Source organism: Methylobacterium terricola (genome assembly GCF_006151805.1).
Classification (GTDB): domain Bacteria; phylum Pseudomonadota; class Alphaproteobacteria; order Rhizobiales; family Beijerinckiaceae; genus Methylobacterium; species Methylobacterium terricola.
In genome coordinates this window covers 1-18945 of sequence record NZ_VDDA01000055.1, presented here as the reverse complement: position 1 = coordinate 18945, position 18945 = coordinate 1, and the positions used below count along the sequence as shown (strand labels likewise).

General features: G+C 71.9%; 16 protein-coding genes and 1 rRNA gene. 8 read left to right on the top strand and 9 right to left on the bottom strand.

Features of this window, described 5'->3' with window-relative positions:
* A 16S ribosomal RNA gene (locus FF100_RS37670) occupies nucleotides 1-61 on the bottom strand; the annotation flags it as partial.
* A 533-nt stretch (nucleotides 62-594) separates the two neighbouring features.
* On the opposite strand from FF100_RS37670, the gene FF100_RS35245 reads away from it, so the two are divergent.
* A complete protein-coding gene (locus tag FF100_RS35245; protein ID WP_139040662.1) occupies nucleotides 595-1986 on the top strand; it encodes an FAD/NAD(P)-binding protein in 1392 nt (463 codons plus the stop codon).
* A gap of 217 nt (nucleotides 1987-2203) precedes the next feature.
* Here the strand turns inward: FF100_RS35245 and FF100_RS35240 are convergent, their stop codons facing one another.
* Together FF100_RS35240 and FF100_RS35235 are read right to left on the bottom strand one after the other, a co-directional pair.
* Nucleotides 2204-2821 (bottom strand): 2-dehydro-3-deoxy-6-phosphogalactonate aldolase, encoded by a 618-nt coding sequence (locus FF100_RS35240; RefSeq protein WP_139040661.1) that lies wholly within the window; start codon nucleotides 2819-2821, stop codon nucleotides 2204-2206.
* Nucleotides 2818-3696, bottom strand: a complete 879-nt coding sequence (locus FF100_RS35235) for a 2-dehydro-3-deoxygalactonokinase (RefSeq protein ID WP_139040660.1) — start codon at nucleotides 3694-3696, stop codon at nucleotides 2818-2820. Before FF100_RS35235 ends, FF100_RS35240 begins: the two co-directional genes overlap by 4 nt.
* A 133-nt stretch (nucleotides 3697-3829) precedes the next feature.
* Between FF100_RS35235 and hmgA the strand changes: the two genes are divergently transcribed.
* From hmgA to FF100_RS35220, 3 genes are read left to right on the top strand one after another with little or no spacing between them, the layout of a single operon-like run.
* Complete coding sequence (gene hmgA, locus FF100_RS35230) at nucleotides 3830-5191, top strand: homogentisate 1,2-dioxygenase (protein WP_139040659.1); 1362 nt, start codon at nucleotides 3830-3832, stop codon at nucleotides 5189-5191.
* A complete protein-coding gene (gene fahA, locus FF100_RS35225; RefSeq protein WP_139040658.1) occupies nucleotides 5191-6495 on the top strand; it encodes a fumarylacetoacetase in 1305 nt (434 codons plus the stop codon). The genes hmgA and fahA overlap by 1 nt, the downstream gene beginning before the upstream one ends.
* The gene (locus FF100_RS35220) at nucleotides 6492-6812 is read left to right on the top strand and encodes a Rieske (2Fe-2S) protein (protein WP_139040657.1); all 321 of its coding nucleotides are present in this window, start codon (nucleotides 6492-6494) and stop codon (nucleotides 6810-6812) included. The genes fahA and FF100_RS35220 overlap by 4 nt, the downstream gene beginning before the upstream one ends.
* Before the next feature lie 3 nt (nucleotides 6813-6815).
* Here the strand turns inward: FF100_RS35220 and FF100_RS35215 are convergent, their stop codons facing one another.
* The 3 genes from FF100_RS35215 to FF100_RS35205 form a co-directional block, all read right to left on the bottom strand.
* Nucleotides 6816-7295, bottom strand: coding sequence for a hypothetical protein (locus FF100_RS35215; RefSeq protein ID WP_139040656.1), 480 nt, complete (start codon nucleotides 7293-7295; stop codon nucleotides 6816-6818).
* Nucleotides 7296-7500: 205 nt separating this feature from the next.
* Nucleotides 7501-8547, bottom strand: a complete 1047-nt coding sequence (locus FF100_RS35210) for a Gfo/Idh/MocA family protein (RefSeq protein WP_139040655.1) — start codon at nucleotides 8545-8547, stop codon at nucleotides 7501-7503.
* 154 nt (nucleotides 8548-8701) lie between these two features.
* Complete coding sequence (locus FF100_RS35205) at nucleotides 8702-9619, bottom strand: 2-dehydropantoate 2-reductase (RefSeq protein WP_139040654.1); 918 nt, start codon at nucleotides 9617-9619, stop codon at nucleotides 8702-8704.
* 200 nt (nucleotides 9620-9819) lie between these two features.
* Between FF100_RS35205 and zwf the strand changes: the two genes are divergently transcribed.
* The 3 genes from zwf to FF100_RS35190 are packed head-to-tail and all read left to right on the top strand — an operon-like array spanning nucleotide 9820 to nucleotide 16018.
* The gene (gene zwf, locus FF100_RS35200) at nucleotides 9820-11358 is read left to right on the top strand and encodes a glucose-6-phosphate dehydrogenase (RefSeq protein ID WP_139040653.1); all 1539 of its coding nucleotides are present in this window, start codon (nucleotides 9820-9822) and stop codon (nucleotides 11356-11358) included.
* A gap of 3 nt (nucleotides 11359-11361) precedes the next feature.
* Complete coding sequence (locus tag FF100_RS35195) at nucleotides 11362-13281, top strand: amylo-alpha-1,6-glucosidase (RefSeq protein ID WP_139040652.1); 1920 nt, start codon at nucleotides 11362-11364, stop codon at nucleotides 13279-13281.
* Nucleotides 13282-13318: 37 nt separating this feature from the next.
* Nucleotides 13319-16018, top strand: a complete 2700-nt coding sequence (locus FF100_RS35190; protein WP_139040651.1) for an MGH1-like glycoside hydrolase domain-containing protein — start codon at nucleotides 13319-13321, stop codon at nucleotides 16016-16018.
* A 24-nt stretch (nucleotides 16019-16042) separates the two neighbouring features.
* On the opposite strand, the gene FF100_RS35185 is transcribed toward FF100_RS35190, so the two are convergent.
* The gene (locus FF100_RS35185; RefSeq protein ID WP_139040650.1) at nucleotides 16043-17290 is read right to left on the bottom strand and encodes a class I SAM-dependent RNA methyltransferase; all 1248 of its coding nucleotides are present in this window, start codon (nucleotides 17288-17290) and stop codon (nucleotides 16043-16045) included.
* Nucleotides 17287-18030, bottom strand: coding sequence for a TlyA family RNA methyltransferase (locus FF100_RS35180; RefSeq protein WP_139040649.1), 744 nt, complete (start codon nucleotides 18028-18030; stop codon nucleotides 17287-17289). Before FF100_RS35180 ends, FF100_RS35185 begins: the two co-directional genes overlap by 4 nt.
* 131 nt (nucleotides 18031-18161) lie before the next feature.
* On the opposite strand from FF100_RS35180, the gene FF100_RS35175 reads away from it, so the two are divergent.
* Nucleotides 18162-18704 carry a superoxide dismutase family protein gene (locus FF100_RS35175; RefSeq protein ID WP_139040648.1) on the top strand — a complete coding sequence of 181 codons (543 nt, stop codon included), beginning with the start codon at nucleotides 18162-18164 and terminating at the stop codon, nucleotides 18702-18704.
* A gap of 45 nt (nucleotides 18705-18749) precedes the next feature.
* On the opposite strand, the gene FF100_RS35170 is transcribed toward FF100_RS35175, so the two are convergent.
* Nucleotides 18750-18945, bottom strand: a 196-nt coding sequence (locus FF100_RS35170; RefSeq protein ID WP_139040647.1) for a hypothetical protein, incomplete at its 5' end; no start/stop codon positions are given.

The following is an 18945-nucleotide window of genomic DNA, read 5'->3' as shown; positions in this document are numbered from 1 at the left end:
CTTGCATGTGTTAAGCCTGCCGCCAGCGTTCGCTCTGAGCCAGGATCAAACTCTCAAGTTGAAGAGCTGATCAAAGCTGATCACAACATAAACGGAGGCTCACAACCGATCGGCGTTTCCACCAATCGTGTGAGCACCGAAACGTCAGACCAGCATCATCCTACTCACGACCAGACCCGAAGGCCCGGTCCGCAGGGACGACGCCGTCCACGCTTCTCTTTCTCGTATGCACTTGTCAAAGAGCTGATCGGGCCGGAGCCAGATCCAGACCTTCCAGAGAACAAAAAGCAGTGCCGGGTTGCCCTGGCCCTTGCTTCGTCGTCTTCTGGGAAGGTTCGTCGGGGCGGGCCGTTTCGTCGGCGCCCCGTCGGTGAGCGGCTGTCTAAGGGTAGCCGGCTTGCCTGTCAACACGGCCGGAACCTGTCGGTCTCGCCCGTGGCGGCAGGAGGCGGGCAGGGTACTTGCCTGGCCTCCGCGGCCGCCTCGTACCCGAGATGGAAAGAGGCGGCGGTGCTTCAAGGGCCGGTTTCCGACCCGAGACCTTCGAGCCTGTCTGCCCTAAGATAAGAAAGCGACGCAGGAGACCCACGGCGGATGCGGACGACCCTTCCACCTCTCGCGGTGATCGGTGCCGGGTTCAGCGGCACCATGGCGGCGCTTCATCTCAGTCGGCTGATGCCCGATCGTCCGGTCCTTCTCTGCGAGAAATCCGGCGCCTTCGCCCGCGGCCTCGCCTATGCCACCGGCTGCAGCGACCATCTCCTCAACGTGCGCGCCACCAACATGAGCGCGTTCCCGGATCAGCCGGAGCATTTTGCCCGCTGGCTCGAAGGCTGTCCGCTCGATCATGCCGCGTGGACGCGGTCGACGCCGGCCGGGCTCTTTGCGGCCCGCGGGCTCTACGGGCGCTACCTGTCCGACCTGCTGGTGAGCGCCTTGTCCGCCCCGGGGCCGGCGCCCCGCCTGATGCTCGAGAACGATGAGGTGGTCGATCTCACTCCGGTACAGGACGGCTTCGAGCTGACCCTCGCGGCCGGGCGGCGGCGCCGGGTCGCCGGCGCCATTCTCGCCTGCGGCAACCTGCGGGCGCCGCGGGGGCCGCGCAGCCGCTACTCGGTCGATCCATGGGGCGACACGCCGCTCGACGACCTGCGGCCCGACCTGCCGCTGCTCATCGTCGGGACCAGTCTGACCATGGTCGACGCGGTCGCGGCGACCCGGCAGCGCGGCTTCTCCGGGCCGATCCTCGCCGTGTCGCGCCACGGCCTGCTGCCGCAGGTCCATGACGCGACCGCCCCATGGCCGGCGCCGACGATCCCGGAAGGGGCACGGCGGTCGTTGCGAGCGCTGCTGCGCTTCGTGCGCGACGAAGTCGGCCGGGCGGAAACCGCGGGGACCGACTGGCGCAGCGTGATCGATTCCCTGCGGGGCGCGAGCGTCGCGCTGTGGCGCGGTCTGCCGCCGGCCGAGCAGCGCCGCTTCCTGCGTCACGTCCGGGCGTTCTGGGACGTGCATCGCCACCGGATGGCGCCACCCGCCGCCGAGATCATCGGGCGCGAGCGCGCGAGCGGCGGGCTGACGCTGATGCGGGCCCGGGTGGTCGCGGTCGAGGATGGGGCGGGCCATGCCCGCGTCAGCCTGCGGGAGCGCGGCGCCGACGCACCGCGCATCGTCGATGTGCAGCGGATCATCGATGCCTCCGGCGTCGGACGCGTCGCGGATACGGACGACGTGCTGCTGCGGCGCCTGATGGGTCGCGGCCTGATCCGCCCCGATGCCCTTGGGCTCGGCCTCGCGGTGGCGGACGACCTCGCGGTGCTCGACGAGACCGGCCGGGCCGGTGCGCCGCTCTGGACGCTCGGCCCGCTGCTGCGCGGGACGCTCTGGGAATGCACGGCGGTGCCGGATATCCGCGGCCAGGCGGCGGAACTCGCCCGGACCGTCGCGACGCGGCTACAGATGGTAGCGATGCGGGAGCCGGCATAGACCGAGACGGCTTCGCCTGGCGCGAGAAGCCGTGGGTGTTCAGCGGGTTGTCCCTGGCATCCGGGTCAGTCGCTCTGGTTCCATAAGATCCCTTATGCGAATCACGGAGCCGGGGAGCAAGCGGGATACGGACGGTCCGGTACCGCTCCCGACCGCCGCACTCCCCTGTGCGGCCCCCGGTGCTGAGCGTCCCGGAGGTCAACCCCCGGGGCGTGGATCAGAGCGCCGCGATCAGCGCCCTGGCCTTGGCGGCGACCTGCTCGGGCGTGTCGCCGGGCTTGTAGAGCGAGGAGCCGCAGCCATAGCCGCTGGCGCCGGCCGCGCGCCAAGCCGGCAGGCTCTGAGCGTCGACCCCGCCCACGGGCAACAGCGGCGTGTCCTTCGGCAGAACCGCCCGCAGCGCCTTGAGCATCGGCGGCCCGCCGGCCTCGGCCGGAAACAGCTTGAGGGCGTCGGCGCCGGCGTCGAGCAACGCGAAAGCCTCGGCCGGGGTCATGAAGCCCGGCATCGCCACCATGCCGCGGGCCTTGGCGGCGCGGACCAAGGCCGGGTCGGCGTGCGGCGTGACCAGCAGGCGCCCGCCCGCCTCCGCCACCGCGGCGATTTCGGCCTCGCGCCGGAACGTGCCGGCGCCGACGAGCGCCCGGTCGCCGAGACGCGCCGCCAGGCGGCGCACGCTCTCGACCGGCTCGGGAGAGTTGAGCGGCACTTCGAGGATCACCACGCCGGCGGCCACCAGGGCGTCGCCGATCGCCTCGACCTCGTCGCGCCGCACGCCGCGCAAGATCGCCACCAGCGGGCAGCGGGCGAGCCAGGCCGTCACGTCGGGGGTCATGTCCACTGGGTCCTCTCTCCGATCAACGCCAAGCCCCGGGCGGCGGCGTCGACGTCGCCCGCCACCGCCTCGCCGCCCTTGAGGGCGATCGCCCGGCCGTAGAGCGCCATCAGCGGGCCGGAGCCCAGGAGGCGCACGAGCGAAGGCGTGGTCATGGCCGCCGCGACTTCGTGCCCGATCAGCAGGCCGGACAGGTAGCTCGCGGAATCCTCCGGCGCGAGGCGGCCGAACAGCCCCAGGGTCCGGGTCCCGAACAGGTGGTGGAGCAGCCCGCCGGTCTCCGCCGAGCGGGCGATCCCCGCCTCGAAGGCCGGGCCGGGCGCGGCGGTCCCGGTCATCATCCGACCGAGGATGGTGTGGTCCTTGAGCGCCGCGAAGGCCTCGCCGGTCAGGTGGGTGGAGAAGCCGGTGATGCGGCCGTCCGCAACCCGCGCCCATTTGGCATGGCTCCCGGGCAGGCAGATCAGCCCGTCCGCGTCGCCGGGGCCGAGCGCCCCGAAGACCTGGACCTCCTCGCCGCGCATCACCTCCGGAACGCCGCCCGGATCCGCCGCGCTCAGGCCCGGCACCAGCCGCACGATCGCACCCTCGAACGGCACCGGCACGACCGCGCCCGCCAGGTCGTCGAGCCCCGCCGGACAGGCGAGATACGGCGCCTCCTGCCAACCCTGGCGGCTGCCGACCATGCCGGAGAGCAGCACTTGGGCCTCGCCGTCGGCCAGCCAGTCGCCGACCATGGCGGCGAGCGCCGCCGGAAAGCCGCCCTCGGGCACCCGCAGGATGCCCCCGGCGCCCTCGCGCCGCTCCAGCAGCCGCCCGTCCGGCGCGAGCCGGTAGGCGCGGGCGCTGCTCGTTCCCCAATCCACCGCGATCATGCCGGACGCTGTGCCCCAGCGCCTGCCCGAGCGCAACCGCCGGCGGCTCGCTTGACGCCGTTTCCCGCCGCTCCTATCCAGAGTAAAAGGTTGCAATTGAAACTATCATCCAGGGCAGGAAAGGGTCGCCGCCATGAACGTCCAGGCGCCGTCCGGGCTTCGTCCCGCCGCCACCGGCTCCGGTCTCGCGCCCGGCTACATGTCCGGCTTCGGCAACGGCTTCGAGACCGAGGCCTTGCCCGGCGCTCTGCCGGTCGGCCGCAACTCGCCGCAGAAGTGCCCCTACGGCCTGTATGCCGAGCAGATCTCCGGCTCGCCCTTCACCGCGCCGCGAACCACCAACGAGCGCTCCTGGCTCTATCGCGTCCGCCCGACGGTGATGCATTGGGGGGCCTTCCGGAAGACCGACTCTCGACTCTGGCTCACCGCCCCGGCCGAGACGGCCGACCTTCCGCCGGCACCATTGCGCTGGGATCCCGTGCCGATCCCGGACGAGCCCTTGTCGTTCGTCGAGGGCGTGCGCACGATGACGACGGCCGGCGATGCCGGGTCGCAGGCCGGCATGGGCGCGCATCTCTTCTTCGCCACCCGCTCGATGCGGGACGAGTACTTCTACAACGCCGACGGCGAGATGCTGGTGGTGCCGCAGGAAGGCGGCCTCCGCTTCCGCACCGAGTTCGGGGTGATCGAGGTCGAGCCGGGCGAGATCGTGGTGATCCCGCGGGGCGTGAAGATCGCGGTCGAACTGCTCGGCGGGCCGGCCCGGGGCTACCTGTGCGAGAATTACGGCGGCGCCTTCACCCTGCCGGAGCGCGGGCCGATCGGGGCCAATTGCTTGGCGAACCCGCGCGACTTTCTCACGCCGGTCGCGGCCTACGTAGACCGCGACGCGCCCGGCACGATGCTCGTCAAGTGGGGCGGCAGCGTCTGGGCCGCCGAGATCGCCCATTCGCCTCTCGACGTGGTGGCGTGGCACGGCAATTACGCGCCCTACAAGTACGACCTGCGAAAGTTCTCGCCGGTTGGCCCGATCCTGTTCGATCACGCCGACCCGTCGATCTTCACGGTGCTGACCTCCCCCTCGGAGACGCCCGGTACCGCCAACATCGACTTCGTGCTGTTCTCCGACCGGTGGCTGGTGGCGGAGAACACCTTTCGGCCGCCCTGGTACCACCTCAACGTGATGAGCGAGTTCATGGGGCTGGTCTATGGGGTCTACGACGCCAAGACCGGCGGCGGCTTCCGGCCAGGCGGGGCCTCGCTGCACAACACCCTGCTGCCGCACGGGCCCGATGTCGACGCGTTCGAGAAGGCGTCGAACGCCGCGCTGACACCGCACAAGCTCGAGGGCACGCTCGCCTTCATGTTCGAGACCCGGTTTCCCCAGAAGGTCAGCCGCTTCGCCGCGGAGACGCCGGCCCTGCAGGCGGATTACGGCGCCTACGGCCGCAAGCTGACGAAGCACTTCGACCCGAACCGGCCGGAGGCGCGGTGATGACGATCGACCACACCCACGATCCCGCCGCCCGCTCCTGCGTGCCCGGTGCCGACGGCCATCCGGACTTTCCGGTCCAGAACCTGCCGCTCGGGGTGTTCTCGGTCGGCGACGGCGCGAGACGGCCCGGCGTCGCGATCGGCGACCATCTCCTCGACCTCGCGGCCGCGTTGGCGGCCGGCCTTCTGACCGGCGAGGCGGCGCGGGCGGTCGCGGCAGCCGAGGGCGGCGACCTCACCGGGCTCCTGGCGCTCGGCGCCGGCCCGCGCCGGGCCCTTCGGGCGCAGCTCTTCGCGCTCCTGTCGGCAGACAGCCCGGACCGCGACCGGGTGCCGCCGCTCCTGCACGAGGCCGCGTCCGGCACGCTGCACCTGCCGGCGCGGATCGGCGACTACACCGACTTTTTCGTCGGCATCCATCATGCCACCAATACCGGTCGCCAGTTCCGGCCCGACCAGCCGCTGCTGCCGAACTACAAGCACGTGCCGGTCGGCTATCACGGCCGTGCCTCGTCGATCCGGCCCTCCGGGGTTCCGGTGCGCCGGCCGCACGGCCAGGCCAAGCCCCCCCATCGCGACGAGCCGGTCTTCGGCCCGTCGCGACGCCTCGACTACGAACTGGAGCTCGGGGTGTGGATCGGGCCCGGCAACGACCTCGGCGCGCCGGTGCCGATCGGCGACGCCGCGGATCGGATCGCGGGGTTCTGCCTGCTCAACGACTGGTCGGCCCGGGACATCCAGGGCTGGGAGTACCAGCCCCTCGGGCCTTTCCTCGCCAAGAGTTTCGCGACCACCATCTCGCCGTGGATCGTCACCCCCGAGGCGCTGGCGCCGTTCCGCATTCCCCAGGCGAAGCGGCCCGCGGGCGATCCCGACCCCCTGCCCTACCTCCTCGATCCGGCCGACCAGGCCGGCGGCGCTCTCGATCTCGACCTCGAGATCCTGCTCTCGACCCGGGCCTCCCGCGAGGCCGGCCTGGGCCCGCACCGCGTTGCCCGCTCGAATGCCCGGCACATGTACTGGACGGTGGCGCAGATGGTCGCCCACCACACCAGCGGCGGCTGCAACCTGCGGCCGGGCGATCTCCTCGGCACCGGCACGCTGTCGGGTCCGGACCTGGACTCCTGCGGCAGCCTGCTCGAGACCAGCCAGGGCGGCAAGGTGCCCATACGACTGGAGAGCGGCGAGGAGCGCCGCTTCCTGGAGGACGGCGACGAGGTGACACTCGTCGCCCGTGGGCGGCGCGAGGGCTTCGCGACGATCGGCTTCGGTGCCTGCCGGGCGATGGTGCTGCCCGCGTCATGACCTGGCACCCTGTCGCCGACCTCGCGGAGTTCGAGAGCCGGCCGCTGCTCGCCCGCGAGGCCGGCGGCGTCGCCCTCGCGCTCTACCACGTCGATGGCGCGGTCTACGCCACGCAAGGCCGCTGCACCCATGCGGGCGTGCCGCTCGCCGGCGGCGAGATCGTCGACGGCTTCATCGAGTGCCCGGCCCATTACGGGTTGTTCGAGATCGCCACCGGCCGGGCGCAAGGAGGGCCGGTCTGCCGCGACCTCGCGACGTATCCGGTGCGGATCGAGGTGACCGGAGTGTGGGTGCGGGTGGAGCCCGGCGGGGCCTGACCCTCAGCGGGGCCGGACGAAGCGCGTCCCGTTCCACGCCAGGGTCTGTCCGCAGGGCTCGGCGCCCACCTTGCCGCAGGCGCTGCCGTGCAGGCCCAGGAACAGGACCGGCCGACCGCGCGCTGTCCCGGGTTGCAGGTCGCGAACGATCTGATCGAAGACCTTCGTATAACCGTTCCGCACCGTCGCGGCGAAGATCTTCGTGGTGCAGCCGCCCGACCCGCAATACAGCACCCCCCTGTCGCCGCAGCGGAACTCGCCGTAATTCAGGATGTAGTCGGGCACGCCGTCGCCGGTCACGTCCTTCTGCTCGACGAACTTGCGGCCGAGCGTCACCGTCTGCGGCTTGCAATCCTGGATCTCGGCGTCCAGCTCGGCCTGGATCGGGCGCGGAAGGTCCCGGGCCCGAACCGCCGAGGGGACGAGCAGCACGGCGGCAAGCGCCGCCGGCAGGAAGGCTTGGCAACGGATCGGCGCGCCCATCGGTGATCCTCCGGCATGGCTTCCTTGGCCCCCATGGCTCCCTTGGCCCCCATGGCGCCCTCGGGCCCCATGAGCCGACCACGGTCCCTCATGCCCGGACCCGTGCTCACGCCACCGCGCGATGCTGGCCGGCGGCGTCGGCCATCGTCAATCTCGCCTTGTGCGGTAGGCGGCACGCCTGGTGCGTCCCTCCGCCGGTTTGGTCCTACAGCTCGACCGTTCCGCCGGTGCGGGCCGCCCGCGCGATGGCATCGACGACGCGCAGGTTCTGCAGCCCGTCGCGGGCGCTCACCAGCGGCTCGGCCTCGCCCCGGATCACCGCCGCGAAATGCGCGATCTGCTCGGCCAGGGGGTCGGCGCGCTCGACCGCGAGCGTCTCGCAGGCGAAGGGCGCGAACCAGGATCTCTCCTCGGGCCGGGCATAGCGCTTCAGCCGAAAGGTCGGCACCGCCAGGGACCCGTCGGTGCCGAGGATCGTGTAGGCGTCCTCGTCCGGATAGGTCGGGTAGGCCGCGTTCTCGCGCGAGGTCTGCTCCCAGCTCCGGGCCGAGGCGGCGGTGTCGGAGAGCAGGAAGGTGCCGAGCGCCCCGTTCGCGAAGCGCAGGCTCATCGCCACCGTGTCCTCGACCGAAAAGCCCCGCACGGCGTTCGACGCGGTGGCCTGCACGGCGGCGATCTCGCCCACCATCGCGCGCAGGTTGCCGATCTCGTGGATCATGTTGATCAGGAGCGGCCCCCCGCCCGGCTCGCGCCGCCAGGCATTGGGCCCCTCGAAATATCCGTCGGGCTTGCAGAAGACCGCGCTGCCGATCACCCCGACGATCCGGCCGAGCAGCCCGGACCGGATCGCCTCGACCGCGCGCCGCATGAGCGGGCTGTGCTGTCGGTGGTGGCCGACCAGCACGCGGGCCCCGGCCGCCTCGGCCGCGGCGACCAGGCGTTCGCCCTCGTCGAGGCCGTGCGCGAGGGGCTTCTCGATGAGCACCGGGAGTCCGGCCGCGATGCAGGCGAGCCCTTGCGGCACGTGCAGCCGATTCGGCGTCGCGAGCACCACGCCGTCCGGGCGCGCCGTCGCGAAGCAGCTCTCCAGGGTGCCGAAGAGCGGGACACCCTCCCGCTCGGCGATCGCGGCGGCGTCAGGCCCGGGATCGACGATGGCCGAGAGCCGCGTGCCGCGGCTCCGGCCGATCTCCTCGATGTGCCGGCGCCCGATCAGGCCGGCGCCCGCGACCGCGATCCGTACCTCGTGCAAACCGTCCTCCCCGTCGCCGGGTCGTGCGGCGTTCGTCGGGCCGGACTTTGGTTGGACCAGGGATCGGAGGCAAGACGATTCGATTAGACCATGCTTCCCTCTGGGGCAGCCTGGATCTCGACCATCGCCACCTCACGCCGTGTGCGCCGCGCCCTCAACGATCCCCCGCCAGCCCCTGCCCGCTCGCCGCGCCGGCGAGCGCCAGGATCGTCCGGTTGAGCGGCACCTCGATTCCGTGGCGCTCGGCCGCCGCCACGACGGCGCCGGTGAGGTGGGCGTGCTCGAGCGGCCGCCCGGCGAGGCGGTCGTAGAGCATCGAGCTGCCGCCGTCGCCGGTCATGCGCTGGTAGCCGTCGAGGATGCGGGTGGCGTCCGCGTCGGTCAGCCGGGCGCCCTCGGCATTGGCGACGCGGATGACCTCGGCCATCAGACCGCGGGCGAGGTCCTGGATCGCCGGGTCGTTGAACACCACGATGCGCCGCAGCGTCAGCGCCGTGATCGGGTTCACGACCGCGTTGCTGAGGAGCTTGCGCCAGGCGACCGTGACGAAATCCGCCTCCTGCGTGATCTCGAACGGCGTGCCGGAGAACAGCTCGGCGAAGGCGGCGCCGTCGGCGCCCACCGGCACGTTCATCTTCGTCGAGCCATGATGGGTGATGCGGCCCGGCGCCGTACGCTCGACCGAGCAATAGATGATCGCCGGCAGCACCGTGACGCCCGCCGGCAGGTGGGGCGTGGCCCGCTCCGCCTGGCCGACGCCGTTCTGCACCACCACCACCCGGGTCTCGGGCCCCACCAGGGTGCGGAACCAGGGCGCGGCGCTCGCGGTGTCCTGCGCCTTGGTGGTCACCAGCACCCAGTCCGCGACGCTCACCTCGGCCGGATCGGCGACGATGCGGACAGGCACCTCGCGCTCGCCCGACGCGTCGGTGACGACGAGGCGGTCGAACGGCGTGCGCACGCAGAGCGTCACGTCGCGCCCCGCCCGTTCCAGCGCCCCCGCCAGGTAGCCGCCGATCCCGCCGCTCCCGATCACCGCGACGCTGCCCGCCTGCCTGGTCCCGTCCGCCATCGTCCCGCTCGCTCTCGAAGAGGTCACAAGGCCTCACCTTAGGCCGGCACCGGTGCCCCGGAAAGCCGGGGGCGGCGCAGGGTGGGCCTGCATCCCCGGCTCTCCGCCGCGGGGGGTGCGTCCCTTGCCTGTTGCGGTGCGGGATCTAGCTTCGGAAACCGAGCTTCACCGCGGCGCACCCGCTGGCCGAGGAGACCGTCATGACGTCGGAGACCCCCACTTCGTCGCACGTCCCGGTGGAGGGGCATGCCGCCTCCGGCAGCAAGCCGGCCCCGCCCTGTACCATCGTGATCTTCGGCGCCGGGGGCGACCTGACCAAGCGCCTGCTGATGCCGGCTCTCTACAACCTCGCTGGCAGCCGCCTCCTCGACGGTACGACCACGATCTGGGGCGTCGACCATACCGACGGCTCGGACGACAGCTGGCGCAAGAATCTGTCCGACACGATGGAGTCCTTCACCAAGGACGAGACGGCGGAGTTCCACGCCAAGCACATCGACCCGACCGCCTGGGGCTTCGTGCGCGACCGCCTGCACTACCTCAAGGGCGACTTCCTGGCGCCCGGGACGTACGAGCAGATCGGAGAGAAGATCCCCGGCAACGCGGTGTTCTACCTCGCGGTGGCGGCGCGGTTCTTCGCGCCGATCGTCGAGCATCTGGGCCAAGCCGGCCTTTTGAAGCAGGGCGACGGCGCATTTCGCCGCGTCGTGATCGAGAAGCCGTTCGGCAGCGACCTCGCCTCGGCGCAGGAGCTGAACAAGCGGCTGCTCGCGGTGGCCGACGAATCGCAGCTCTACCGGATCGACCACTTCCTCGGAAAGGAGACGGTGCAGAGCATCATGGCGATCCGCTTCGCCAACGGGATGTTCGAGCCGATCTGGCGCCGCGACTTCGTCGATCACGTCCAGATCACCGCCGCCGAGACCATCGGCGTCGAGGAGCGCGGCGCCTTCTACGAGCCGACCGGGGCTTTGCGGGACATGGTGCCCAACCACCTGTTCCAGCTCCTGTGCATGACCGCGATGGAGCCGCCGGTCTCCTTCGACGCCGAGGCGGTGCGGACCGAGAAGGCGAAGCTCGTCCAGGCGGTGCAGCCGGTCCAGCCCGGCGACGCGGTGCGTGGCCAGTACCGGGCCGGCACCGAGCAGGGCCGCACCGTGCCCGGCTACCGCGACGAGCCGCATGTCGCCGAGGACAGCCGCACCGAAACCTATGCGGCCCTGAAGCTCACCATCGACAACTGGCGCTGGGCGGGGGTGCCGTTCTACCTGCGCACCGGCAAGCGGATGACCGCGCGGCGCACCGAGATCGCGGTCCACTTCAAGCCGGCGCCCTACCGGCTGTTCCGCGATACGCCGGTCGACCAGATCGCCCCCAACATCGTGCGGATCATGGTCGATCCGGTCCAGGGGATGACCACCGAGTTCAACGCCAAGGTGCCGGGCCCGTCGATGCAGCTCGGCGCCGTGCGCTCGACCTTCCGGGAGGGCGACTTCTTCCGGCAGGAGCCGAATGTCGGCTACGAGACCCTGCTCTACGACTGCCTGTCCGGCGACGCGACCCTGTTCCAGCGTGCCGACAACATCGAGGCGTCGTGGGCCGCCGTCGAGCCGCTGGTCAAGGCCTGGGGCGCCGGCGGCGATCCCGAGCCCTACGAATCCGGCAGCGCCGGGCCGAAGGCGGCGGACGAGCTGCTGGCCCGCGACGGCCGGCGCTGGCTGCCCCTGGACGGCAACTAGGCCGTGGACGAGTCGCCGGAATGGCTCGAGGCGGACGGGCTCGGGGGCTTCGCCTCCGGCCCGGTCCGCGGCCCGCGCACGCGGCGCTACCACGCCCTGCTGCTGACCGCGACGACCCCGCCGACCGGCCGCGTGGTGCTGGTCAACGGGATCGAGGCCGACATCGTGACGACGGGCGGGTCCGTGCCGCTCTCGACGCAAGCCTATGCGCCGGACGTGATCCATCCGGATGGCTGGCACCACATCGAGTCGTTCTCGCCCCGGCCCTGGCCGAGCTGGATCTATCGCCTGCCCGACGGCACCACGCTCCGTCACGAGATCCTGGTCGAGCCCGATGCCGGCGAGACGCTGCTGCGCTGGCAGCGCCTGACCGGCGACGGACCATGCACGCTTCACGTCCGCCCGCTCCTGTCGGGCCGCGATTACCACGCCCTCCACCACGAGAACCCGGCCTTCGCCTTCGCGGCCACCGTGCGGGGCGGCAATGTCGGGCATAACGTGTCTTGGCGGCCCTATCCCGACCTGCCGGCCGTCGCGGCGCTCACCAACGGGTCCTACGCCCACGCGCCCGACTGGTACCGCACCTTCCTGTACACGCAGGAACGCGACCGCGGCCTCGACGACACCGAGGATCTGGCGAGCCCGGGCTGCTTCACCTTCGACCTCGCGGCCGGCCCCGCCGTGATGATCCTGCGCAGCGGCGACGGGCTCAGCCTTCGGGCCGAACCGCATGCCGAGCGCCTGAGGGCGGCCGAGCGGGCGCGGCGCGAGGCCCTGACGCCGCTGGCGCTGGCGGCCGGCGCCTATCTGGTCGACCGTCCGGGCGGGCGTACCCTGGTGGCGGGCTTCCCGTGGTTCACCGATTGGGGCCGCGACACCTTCATCGCGCTGCGCGGCCTCTTGGTCGCCACCGGCGCCCTGCGCCAAGCCCGCGCCATCCTGCTCGCCTGGGCCGGCGCGGTGAGCGAGGGCATGATGCCGAACCGCTTTCCCGACCGGGGCGAGGCGCCGGACTACAACGCCGTCGATGCTTCGCTCTGGTACGTGGTGGCGGTCCATGACGTGCTCGACGCCCACGCCGCCGCGGGCCGGCCAGTGCCGGAGGCGGAGGGAACGCGGCTGGCGCAGGCCTGCGCGGCGATCCTCGACGGCTACGCCGCCGGCACCCGGTACGGCATCAAGGCCGATGCCGACGGCCTGCTGCGCGCCGGCGTCCCGGGCGTGCAGCTGACCTGGATGGACGCCAAGGTCGGCGACCGGGTGATCACGCCGCGCATCGGCAAGCCGGTCGAGGTCCAGGCCCTGTGGATCAACGCCCTGCGGATCGGCTGCGCCCGCTGGTCGCCGCGCTGGCGCGACCTCGAACGGCGCGCCTCCGCCAGCTTCGCGCGCTTCGTCTCTCCGTCGGGCGGCCTCTTCGACGTCATCGATGCCGATCACGTTCCGGGCGCGGTCGAGTCGCGCCTGCGCCCGAACCAGATCCTGGCGGTCGGCGGCCTGCCCTTCCCGCTCCTCGACGGCGCCACCGCCCGGGCGGTGGTCGAGGCGGTGGAGGCGCGGCTCCTGACGCCGCTGGGCCTTCGCTCCCTCGACCCCGCCGACCCGGATTATCGCGGCACTTATGGCGGCGGTCCGGCGGAGCGGGACGGCGCCTATCACCAGGGCACGGTCTGGCCCTGGCTGATCGGACCCTTCGTCGATGCCTGGCTGGCGGTGCGCGGGCGCTCGGCCGGGGCCAAGGCGGAGGCGCGGGCGCGCTTCCTGCCGCCGTTGACGGCGCATCTCGCGGAGGCCGGCCTCGGCCACGTCTCCGAGGTCGCCGACGGCGACCCGCCCCACCGGCCCGGCGGCTGCCCGTTCCAGGCCTGGTCCCTCGGCGAGCTGATCCGCCTGCGGCGGATGCTCGACCTCGATCCGGTATGACCCAGGCTTCGGCGTGACCACAGTGGAGACTCCCCCGATGCCCGCCTCCCCCTGCCTCACCGACACCGAGGAAGGCCGCCGCCTCGCCGCCGTCGAGGCCGAGGGGTGGCATCGCTGGGGCCCCTACCTGAGCGAGCGGCAATGGGGCACGGTGCGGGAGGATTACAGCGAGGGCGGCACCGCCTGGGACTACCTGCCCCACGACCACGCCCGCTCGCGCGCCTATCGCTGGGGCGAGGACGGCATCGCCGGGTTCGGCGACGACCGCCAGCTCTGGTGCCTGGCGCTTGCCCTGTGGAACGGCCGCGACCCGATCCTGAAGGAGCGGATGTTCGGGCTTACCAACAGCGAGGGCAACCACGGCGAGGACGTCAAGGAGCTGTGGTGGTATCTCGACGCCACGCCGACGCACTCATACATGCGGATGCTCTACAAGTACCCGCACGCCGCCTTCCCCTATGCCGACCTCGTCGCCGAGAACGGCCGGCGCAAGGGCCGGAACCTGCCCGAATACGAGATCGCCGACACGGGCGCGTTCGAGGGCGGGCGCTACCACGACGTGACGGTGGAATACGCAAAGGCCGCGCCCGACGACGTGCTGATGCGGATCACGATCGCCAATCGCGGGCCGGAGGCCGCGGACCTTCACGTCCTGCCGCAGCTCTGGGCCCGCAACACCTGGTCGTGGGGGCGGGAATCCTGGGAGCCGGAGCAGCCGCGCCCGCTTTTGCGCCTGACCGAGACCGGCGCCGTCGAGGCGACCCGCGGGCGCGCGTCGCCCCTCCGCTTCGCCAGCCTGCAGCCGGCCGCGTTCCTGTTCTGCGAGAACGAGACCAACACCCGCCGGCTGTTCGGCACGCCGGGCCCCGCCCACCCGAAGGACGCGATCAACGACCGCATCGTCGAGGGCCGGCACGATGCGGTGAGCCCGCTGTCCGAGGGCACCAAATGCGCCGCCTGGACCACGGTGACCGTGCCGGCCGGCGGCAGCGTGTCCCTACGCTTCCGCCTCGGCCCCGCCGCGAACCCGGACGAGCGCGACATCGCCGCCTTCGACGCCGTGATGGCCCGCCGCCTCGCCGAGGCCGACGCCTTCTACGCGGCACTTCAGCGCGACGTCGCCGACCCGGACGCGCGGCTGGTGCAGCGCCAGGCGCTCGCCGGCATGCTCTGGTCGAAGCAGTTCTACCATTTCGACGTCCGGCGCTGGCTGTCCGGCGATCCGGCCCAGCCTGCCCCGCCGGAGGCCCGCCGCCACGGCCGCGACAGCGACTGGACGCACCTCAACAACGCCGACATCGTCTCGATGCCGGACAAGTGGGAATACCCCTGGTACGCGGCCTGGGACCTCGCCTTCCACTGCGTGACCTTCGCGCTGATCGACCCGGCCTTCGCCAAGGGCCAGCTGATCCTGCTGACGCGCGAATGGTACATGCACCCGAACGGCCAGCTGCCGGCCTACGAATGGGCCTTCGGCGACGTCAACCCGCCGGTCCATGCCTGGGCGGCGCTCCGCGTCTACCGCATGGACCAGGCGATGACCGGCAAGGCCGACCGGGCCTTCCTGGAGCGCGTCTTCCACAAGCTGATGCTGAACTTCACCTGGTGGGTGAACCGCAAGGATGCCGGCGACCGCAACGTCTTCCAGGGCGGCTTCCTCGGCCTCGACAATATCGGCATCTTCGACCGCTCGGCGACACTGCCCACCGGCGGCACCCTCGACCAGGCCGACGGCACCGCCTGGATGGCGATGTACAGCCTCAACCTGATGCGCATCGCCCTCGAACTCGCCGTCGAGGACCCGGTCTACGAGGACATCGCCACCAAGTTCTTCGAGCATTTCCTGACCATCGCCGAGGCGATGACCCATGTCGGCGGTGACGGTTCCGGCCTGTGGGACGAGACCGACGAGTTCTACTACGACGTGCTCAGCCTGCCCGACGGCCGCCAGGTGCCGCTGCGGGTGCGCTCGCTGGTCGGGCTGATCCCGCTCTGCGCCGTCGAGGTGCTGGACGAGAACCTTTCGGAACGCTTCCCCGCCTTCGCCCGTCGCGCCCGCTGGCTTCTCGGCCACCGCCCCGACCTCGCCGCCCAGGTCTCGCGCTGGGAGGAGCCGGGCCGCGGCAACCGGGTGCTGCTCTCGCTGCTCCGCCGCCACCGCATGAAGGCGCTGTTGCGCCGGATGCTCGACGAGAGCGAGTTCCTGTCGCCCCACGGCGTCCGCTCGGTCTCGAAGGCGCATGCGGCGGCGCCGTTCCGCTTCCCTTGGGACGGCCAAACTTTCGCGGTCGATTACGAGCCGGCGGAATCGACCACGGCGGTGTTCGGCGGCAACTCGAACTGGCGCGGGCCGATCTGGCTGCCGATCAACTACCTGCTGGTGGAGGCGCTGACCGAGTTCGGCCGCTTCTACGGCCCCGAGTTCAAGATCGAATGCCCGGCCGGGTCGGGGCGCTACCTCACCCTGCCGGAGATCGCCGACGAGTTGTCCACCCGCCTCACCCGCCTGGTCCTGCGCGGCCCCGACGGCCGCCGCCCGGTGCTGGGCGACGTGCCGCTGTTCCAGGACGACCCGCATTTCCGCGATCACGTGCCGTTCCATGAATACTTTCATGGAGACACCGGGGCTGGGCTCGGGGCAGCGCACCAGACCGGGTGGACGGGATTGCTGGCGCTGCTGCTGCAGCCGCGACGGGATGTCGGAGGTGGGCAGGTGCCGGCGGCGCCGGAAGGATGACGCCGGCGCCTGGCGAGGGCGGCGTTACCGCTTCTTTCCCGGCCGCTTGAACACCCCGACGATCTCGACATGCGGCGAGTGCCGGAACTGGTCGACCGGCGTCACCGCCTCCAGTCGATAGCCCCCGCGCACCAGCAACGCCGCGTCGCGCGCGAAGCTGCCGGCGTCGCAGGAGACGCCGACCACCACCGGCACTTTCGATTCGGCGATCCGGGCGCTCTGCGCCTCGGCGCCGGCCCGGGGCGGGTCGAACACGATCGCATCGTGGCGGTCGAGCTCGGGCGCCAGGAGTGGGCGGCGGAAGAGGTCGCGGCGCTCGGTCGTGATGGTGCGCAGGCCCGCCGTCTCGCGAAAGGCGCGGTCGAGGGCCTTGAGCGCTCCCTCCTCGCCCTCGACGGCGTGGACGGTATGGGCTTCGGCCAAGGCCAGCGAGAAGGCGCCGGCACCGGAGAACAGGTCGGCGACGCGCTTGGCCTTGCCGACGCCCTCGACGACGAGGCGGGCCAAGGTCGCCTCGCCCTCCGCCGTCGCCTGGAGGAAGCCCCCTGCCGGGGGCACCAGCCGCGAGCGGCCGACCGGGATTTCGGGCAGGCGGCGGACGATCAGGACCTCGCCGTGCAGGCTGAGCCGGGCGAGGTCGAGCTCGCCGGCGAGCAGCACCAGGGTCTGGCGCGCCCGCTCGGAGGCGGGCCCGTGGCCGCGGATGTCGACGTCGAGGCCGCCGGCCGTTGCGGTCACCTGCACGTCGAGGGGTTTCCCCCCGCCACCGCCGAGCGGACGGCTGACCGCACGGGCGACCTCGGGGGCTCGGTGCAGGGCGGCTTCCGTGATCGGGCAATGGTCGATCGCCACCAGCGCATGGCTGCGCGCCGCCATGAAGCCGGCCTGCGGCCCGCCCTCGCCGGCCCGCACGTGCAGGGTGATGCGGCGGCGGCCGGAGCCGTGGGCGTCGAGGAGCGGCGCCACCGGCGCCTCGATCCCGGCCCGCGCCAGCGCTCCGACGACGAGGTCGCGCTTCCACGCGGCGTAGGGCTCCGGTGCGAGATGCTGGATCGCGCAGCCGCCGCAGGTGCCGAAATACGGGCAGAACGGTCCGATCCGATCGGCGGAGGGTGTCAGCACCGCGTCGAGCCGCGCGCGGGGCGGGCGGGTCCCCTCCTCCGGTACCGCCCGCACGGTCTCGCCCGGGAGCGCACCCGGCACCACCACGCCGTCCGCGGTCACGCCGTCGCCGCGCAGGCCGAGGCGGGTGATCTCCATCGTGTCGCTCATTGTCCCGCCTCCCGCACGGCGCCGATCAGGAATTCCCGGTTGCCGTCGCCGCCCTCGACCGGCGACGGGATCAGCCCGCGCAAAGTGAAGCCGAGCGACACGACGAGATCCCGGATACGGTCGCAGACCGCGTCCTGCACCGCCGCGTCGCGGACCAGCCCGCCGCGGCCGACATGCTCGCGCCCGGCCTCGAATTGCGGCTTGATCAGCGCCGCGAGGGCGGCTCTCTGTGCCAGGAGCGGAACCACGGGCGGCAGCACCAGCCGCAGGGAGATGAAGCTCACATCGATCACCAGGAGGGAGGGCGGCTCGGGAAAGGGTTGAAGGGCGCGGGCATCGGTCGCCTCGAGCGCCGCGACGCGCGGATCGGCGGCGAGGCTCGGATGGAGCTGGAAGCGGCCGACATCGACGGCATGGACGAAGGCCGCGCCGCGGCGCAGCAGCACGTCGGTGAAGCCGCCGGTCGAGGCGCCGATATCGAGGCAGATGCGGCCCGACGGGTCGATCGCGAAGGCGTCGAGGGCGGCGGCGAGCTTGAGGCCGCCGCGGGAGACGTAGGGGTGCGGCGCCTCGGCGACGATGACGGCGCTCCGGGCGATCAGGTCGGAGGGCTTGCGCACGACGATGCCGTCGGCCCGCACCAACCCGGCCTCGATCGCTCCTTGCGCCCGTGCCCGGCTCTCGAAGTGGCCCGCCTCCACCAGGAGGCGGTCGGCCCGCAGCCGTTCGCCCGTCGTCATCGCCCTCGGTCCCTGGTCGTGCAAATCTTCGTCCTAGGAGTCCGGTTTCCTCGCCGCTTCGCTCAGTGCGAGGCGTCCCCGCCGGCGCCGGACGCCCTAGCTATACGGCGACACACGAGGAGAGTGTTGTGATGAGAAACATCGTGCTCGCCGGCGCCATGGCCTTTGGCCTCGCCGCCCCCGCGCTGGCGCAGGACAAGGCCGCGTCGGACAAGCCGGCGGCCCCGGCGACCTACGACGCGCCGATCGTCAACAACAAGGGCGAGACGATCGGCAAGATCGCGCTCCGGGACGGCGCCAACACCCTGGTGATGCGGGTGACGATCCAGCCCGGCGGCCTGCCGCCCGGCTGGCACGGCATCCACTTCCATGCCGTCGGCAGCTGCGCCGACACCGACAAGTTCCAGGAGTCCAAGGCGCACGTCAATCACGACAACGCCAAGCATGGCCTCCTGAACGCGGAGGGGCCGGACGAGGGCGACCTGCCGAACGTCTTCGCCAATGCCGACGGCTCGGTGAATGCCGAGGTGTCGAGCGACACGCCGCTCACCGGAGAGGGCGGCCTGAAGGACAATGACGGCTCGGCGCTGATCATCCACGCCAACGAGGACGACCATGCCACCCAGCCGATCGGCAATGCCGGCGCCCGCATCGGCTGCGCGGTGATCAAGTAGTCCCGATCGGGCCGCGTCCGGGAGGACGCGGCCCGGTTCTCAGGGTCAGCGCTGACGCCGGGCGACGCTGACGACGTTGCTCGCCGCCTTGGTTTCCGGACGGGCCGGCAGCACGCCTTCCACGACCTTGACGATCGAGGCCGCGTCGAGCCCGGCCTCGGCGTACATCCGCTCCGGCGTGTCGTGGTCCTGGTAGCTGTCCGGCAGCGTCAGCGTCCGCACCCGCACCTTGCCCCCGTCC

Coding starts and splice junctions, on each gene's coding strand:
- FF100_RS35245 (WP_139040662.1), top strand. CDS start 595: ATGCGGACGACCCTTCCACCTCTCGCGGTGATCGGTGCCGGGTTCAGC.
- FF100_RS35240 (WP_139040661.1), bottom strand. CDS start 2,821: ATGACCCCCGACGTGACGGCCTGGCTCGCCCGCTGCCCGCTGGTGGCG.
- FF100_RS35235 (WP_139040660.1), bottom strand. CDS start 3,696: ATGATCGCGGTGGATTGGGGAACGAGCAGCGCCCGCGCCTACCGGCTC.
- hmgA (WP_139040659.1), top strand. CDS start 3,830: ATGAACGTCCAGGCGCCGTCCGGGCTTCGTCCCGCCGCCACCGGCTCC.
- fahA (WP_139040658.1), top strand. CDS start 5,191: ATGACGATCGACCACACCCACGATCCCGCCGCCCGCTCCTGCGTGCCC.
- FF100_RS35220 (WP_139040657.1), top strand. CDS start 6,492: ATGACCTGGCACCCTGTCGCCGACCTCGCGGAGTTCGAGAGCCGGCCG.
- FF100_RS35215 (WP_139040656.1), bottom strand. CDS start 7,295: ATGGGCGCGCCGATCCGTTGCCAAGCCTTCCTGCCGGCGGCGCTTGCC.
- FF100_RS35205 (WP_139040654.1), bottom strand. CDS start 9,619: ATGGCGGACGGGACCAGGCAGGCGGGCAGCGTCGCGGTGATCGGGAGC.
- zwf (WP_139040653.1), top strand. CDS start 9,820: ATGACGTCGGAGACCCCCACTTCGTCGCACGTCCCGGTGGAGGGGCAT.
- FF100_RS35190 (WP_139040651.1), top strand. CDS start 13,319: ATGCCCGCCTCCCCCTGCCTCACCGACACCGAGGAAGGCCGCCGCCTC.
- FF100_RS35185 (WP_139040650.1), bottom strand. CDS start 17,290: ATGAGCGACACGATGGAGATCACCCGCCTCGGCCTGCGCGGCGACGGC.
- FF100_RS35180 (WP_139040649.1), bottom strand. CDS start 18,030: ATGACGACGGGCGAACGGCTGCGGGCCGACCGCCTCCTGGTGGAGGCG.
- FF100_RS35175 (WP_139040648.1), top strand. CDS start 18,162: ATGAGAAACATCGTGCTCGCCGGCGCCATGGCCTTTGGCCTCGCCGCC.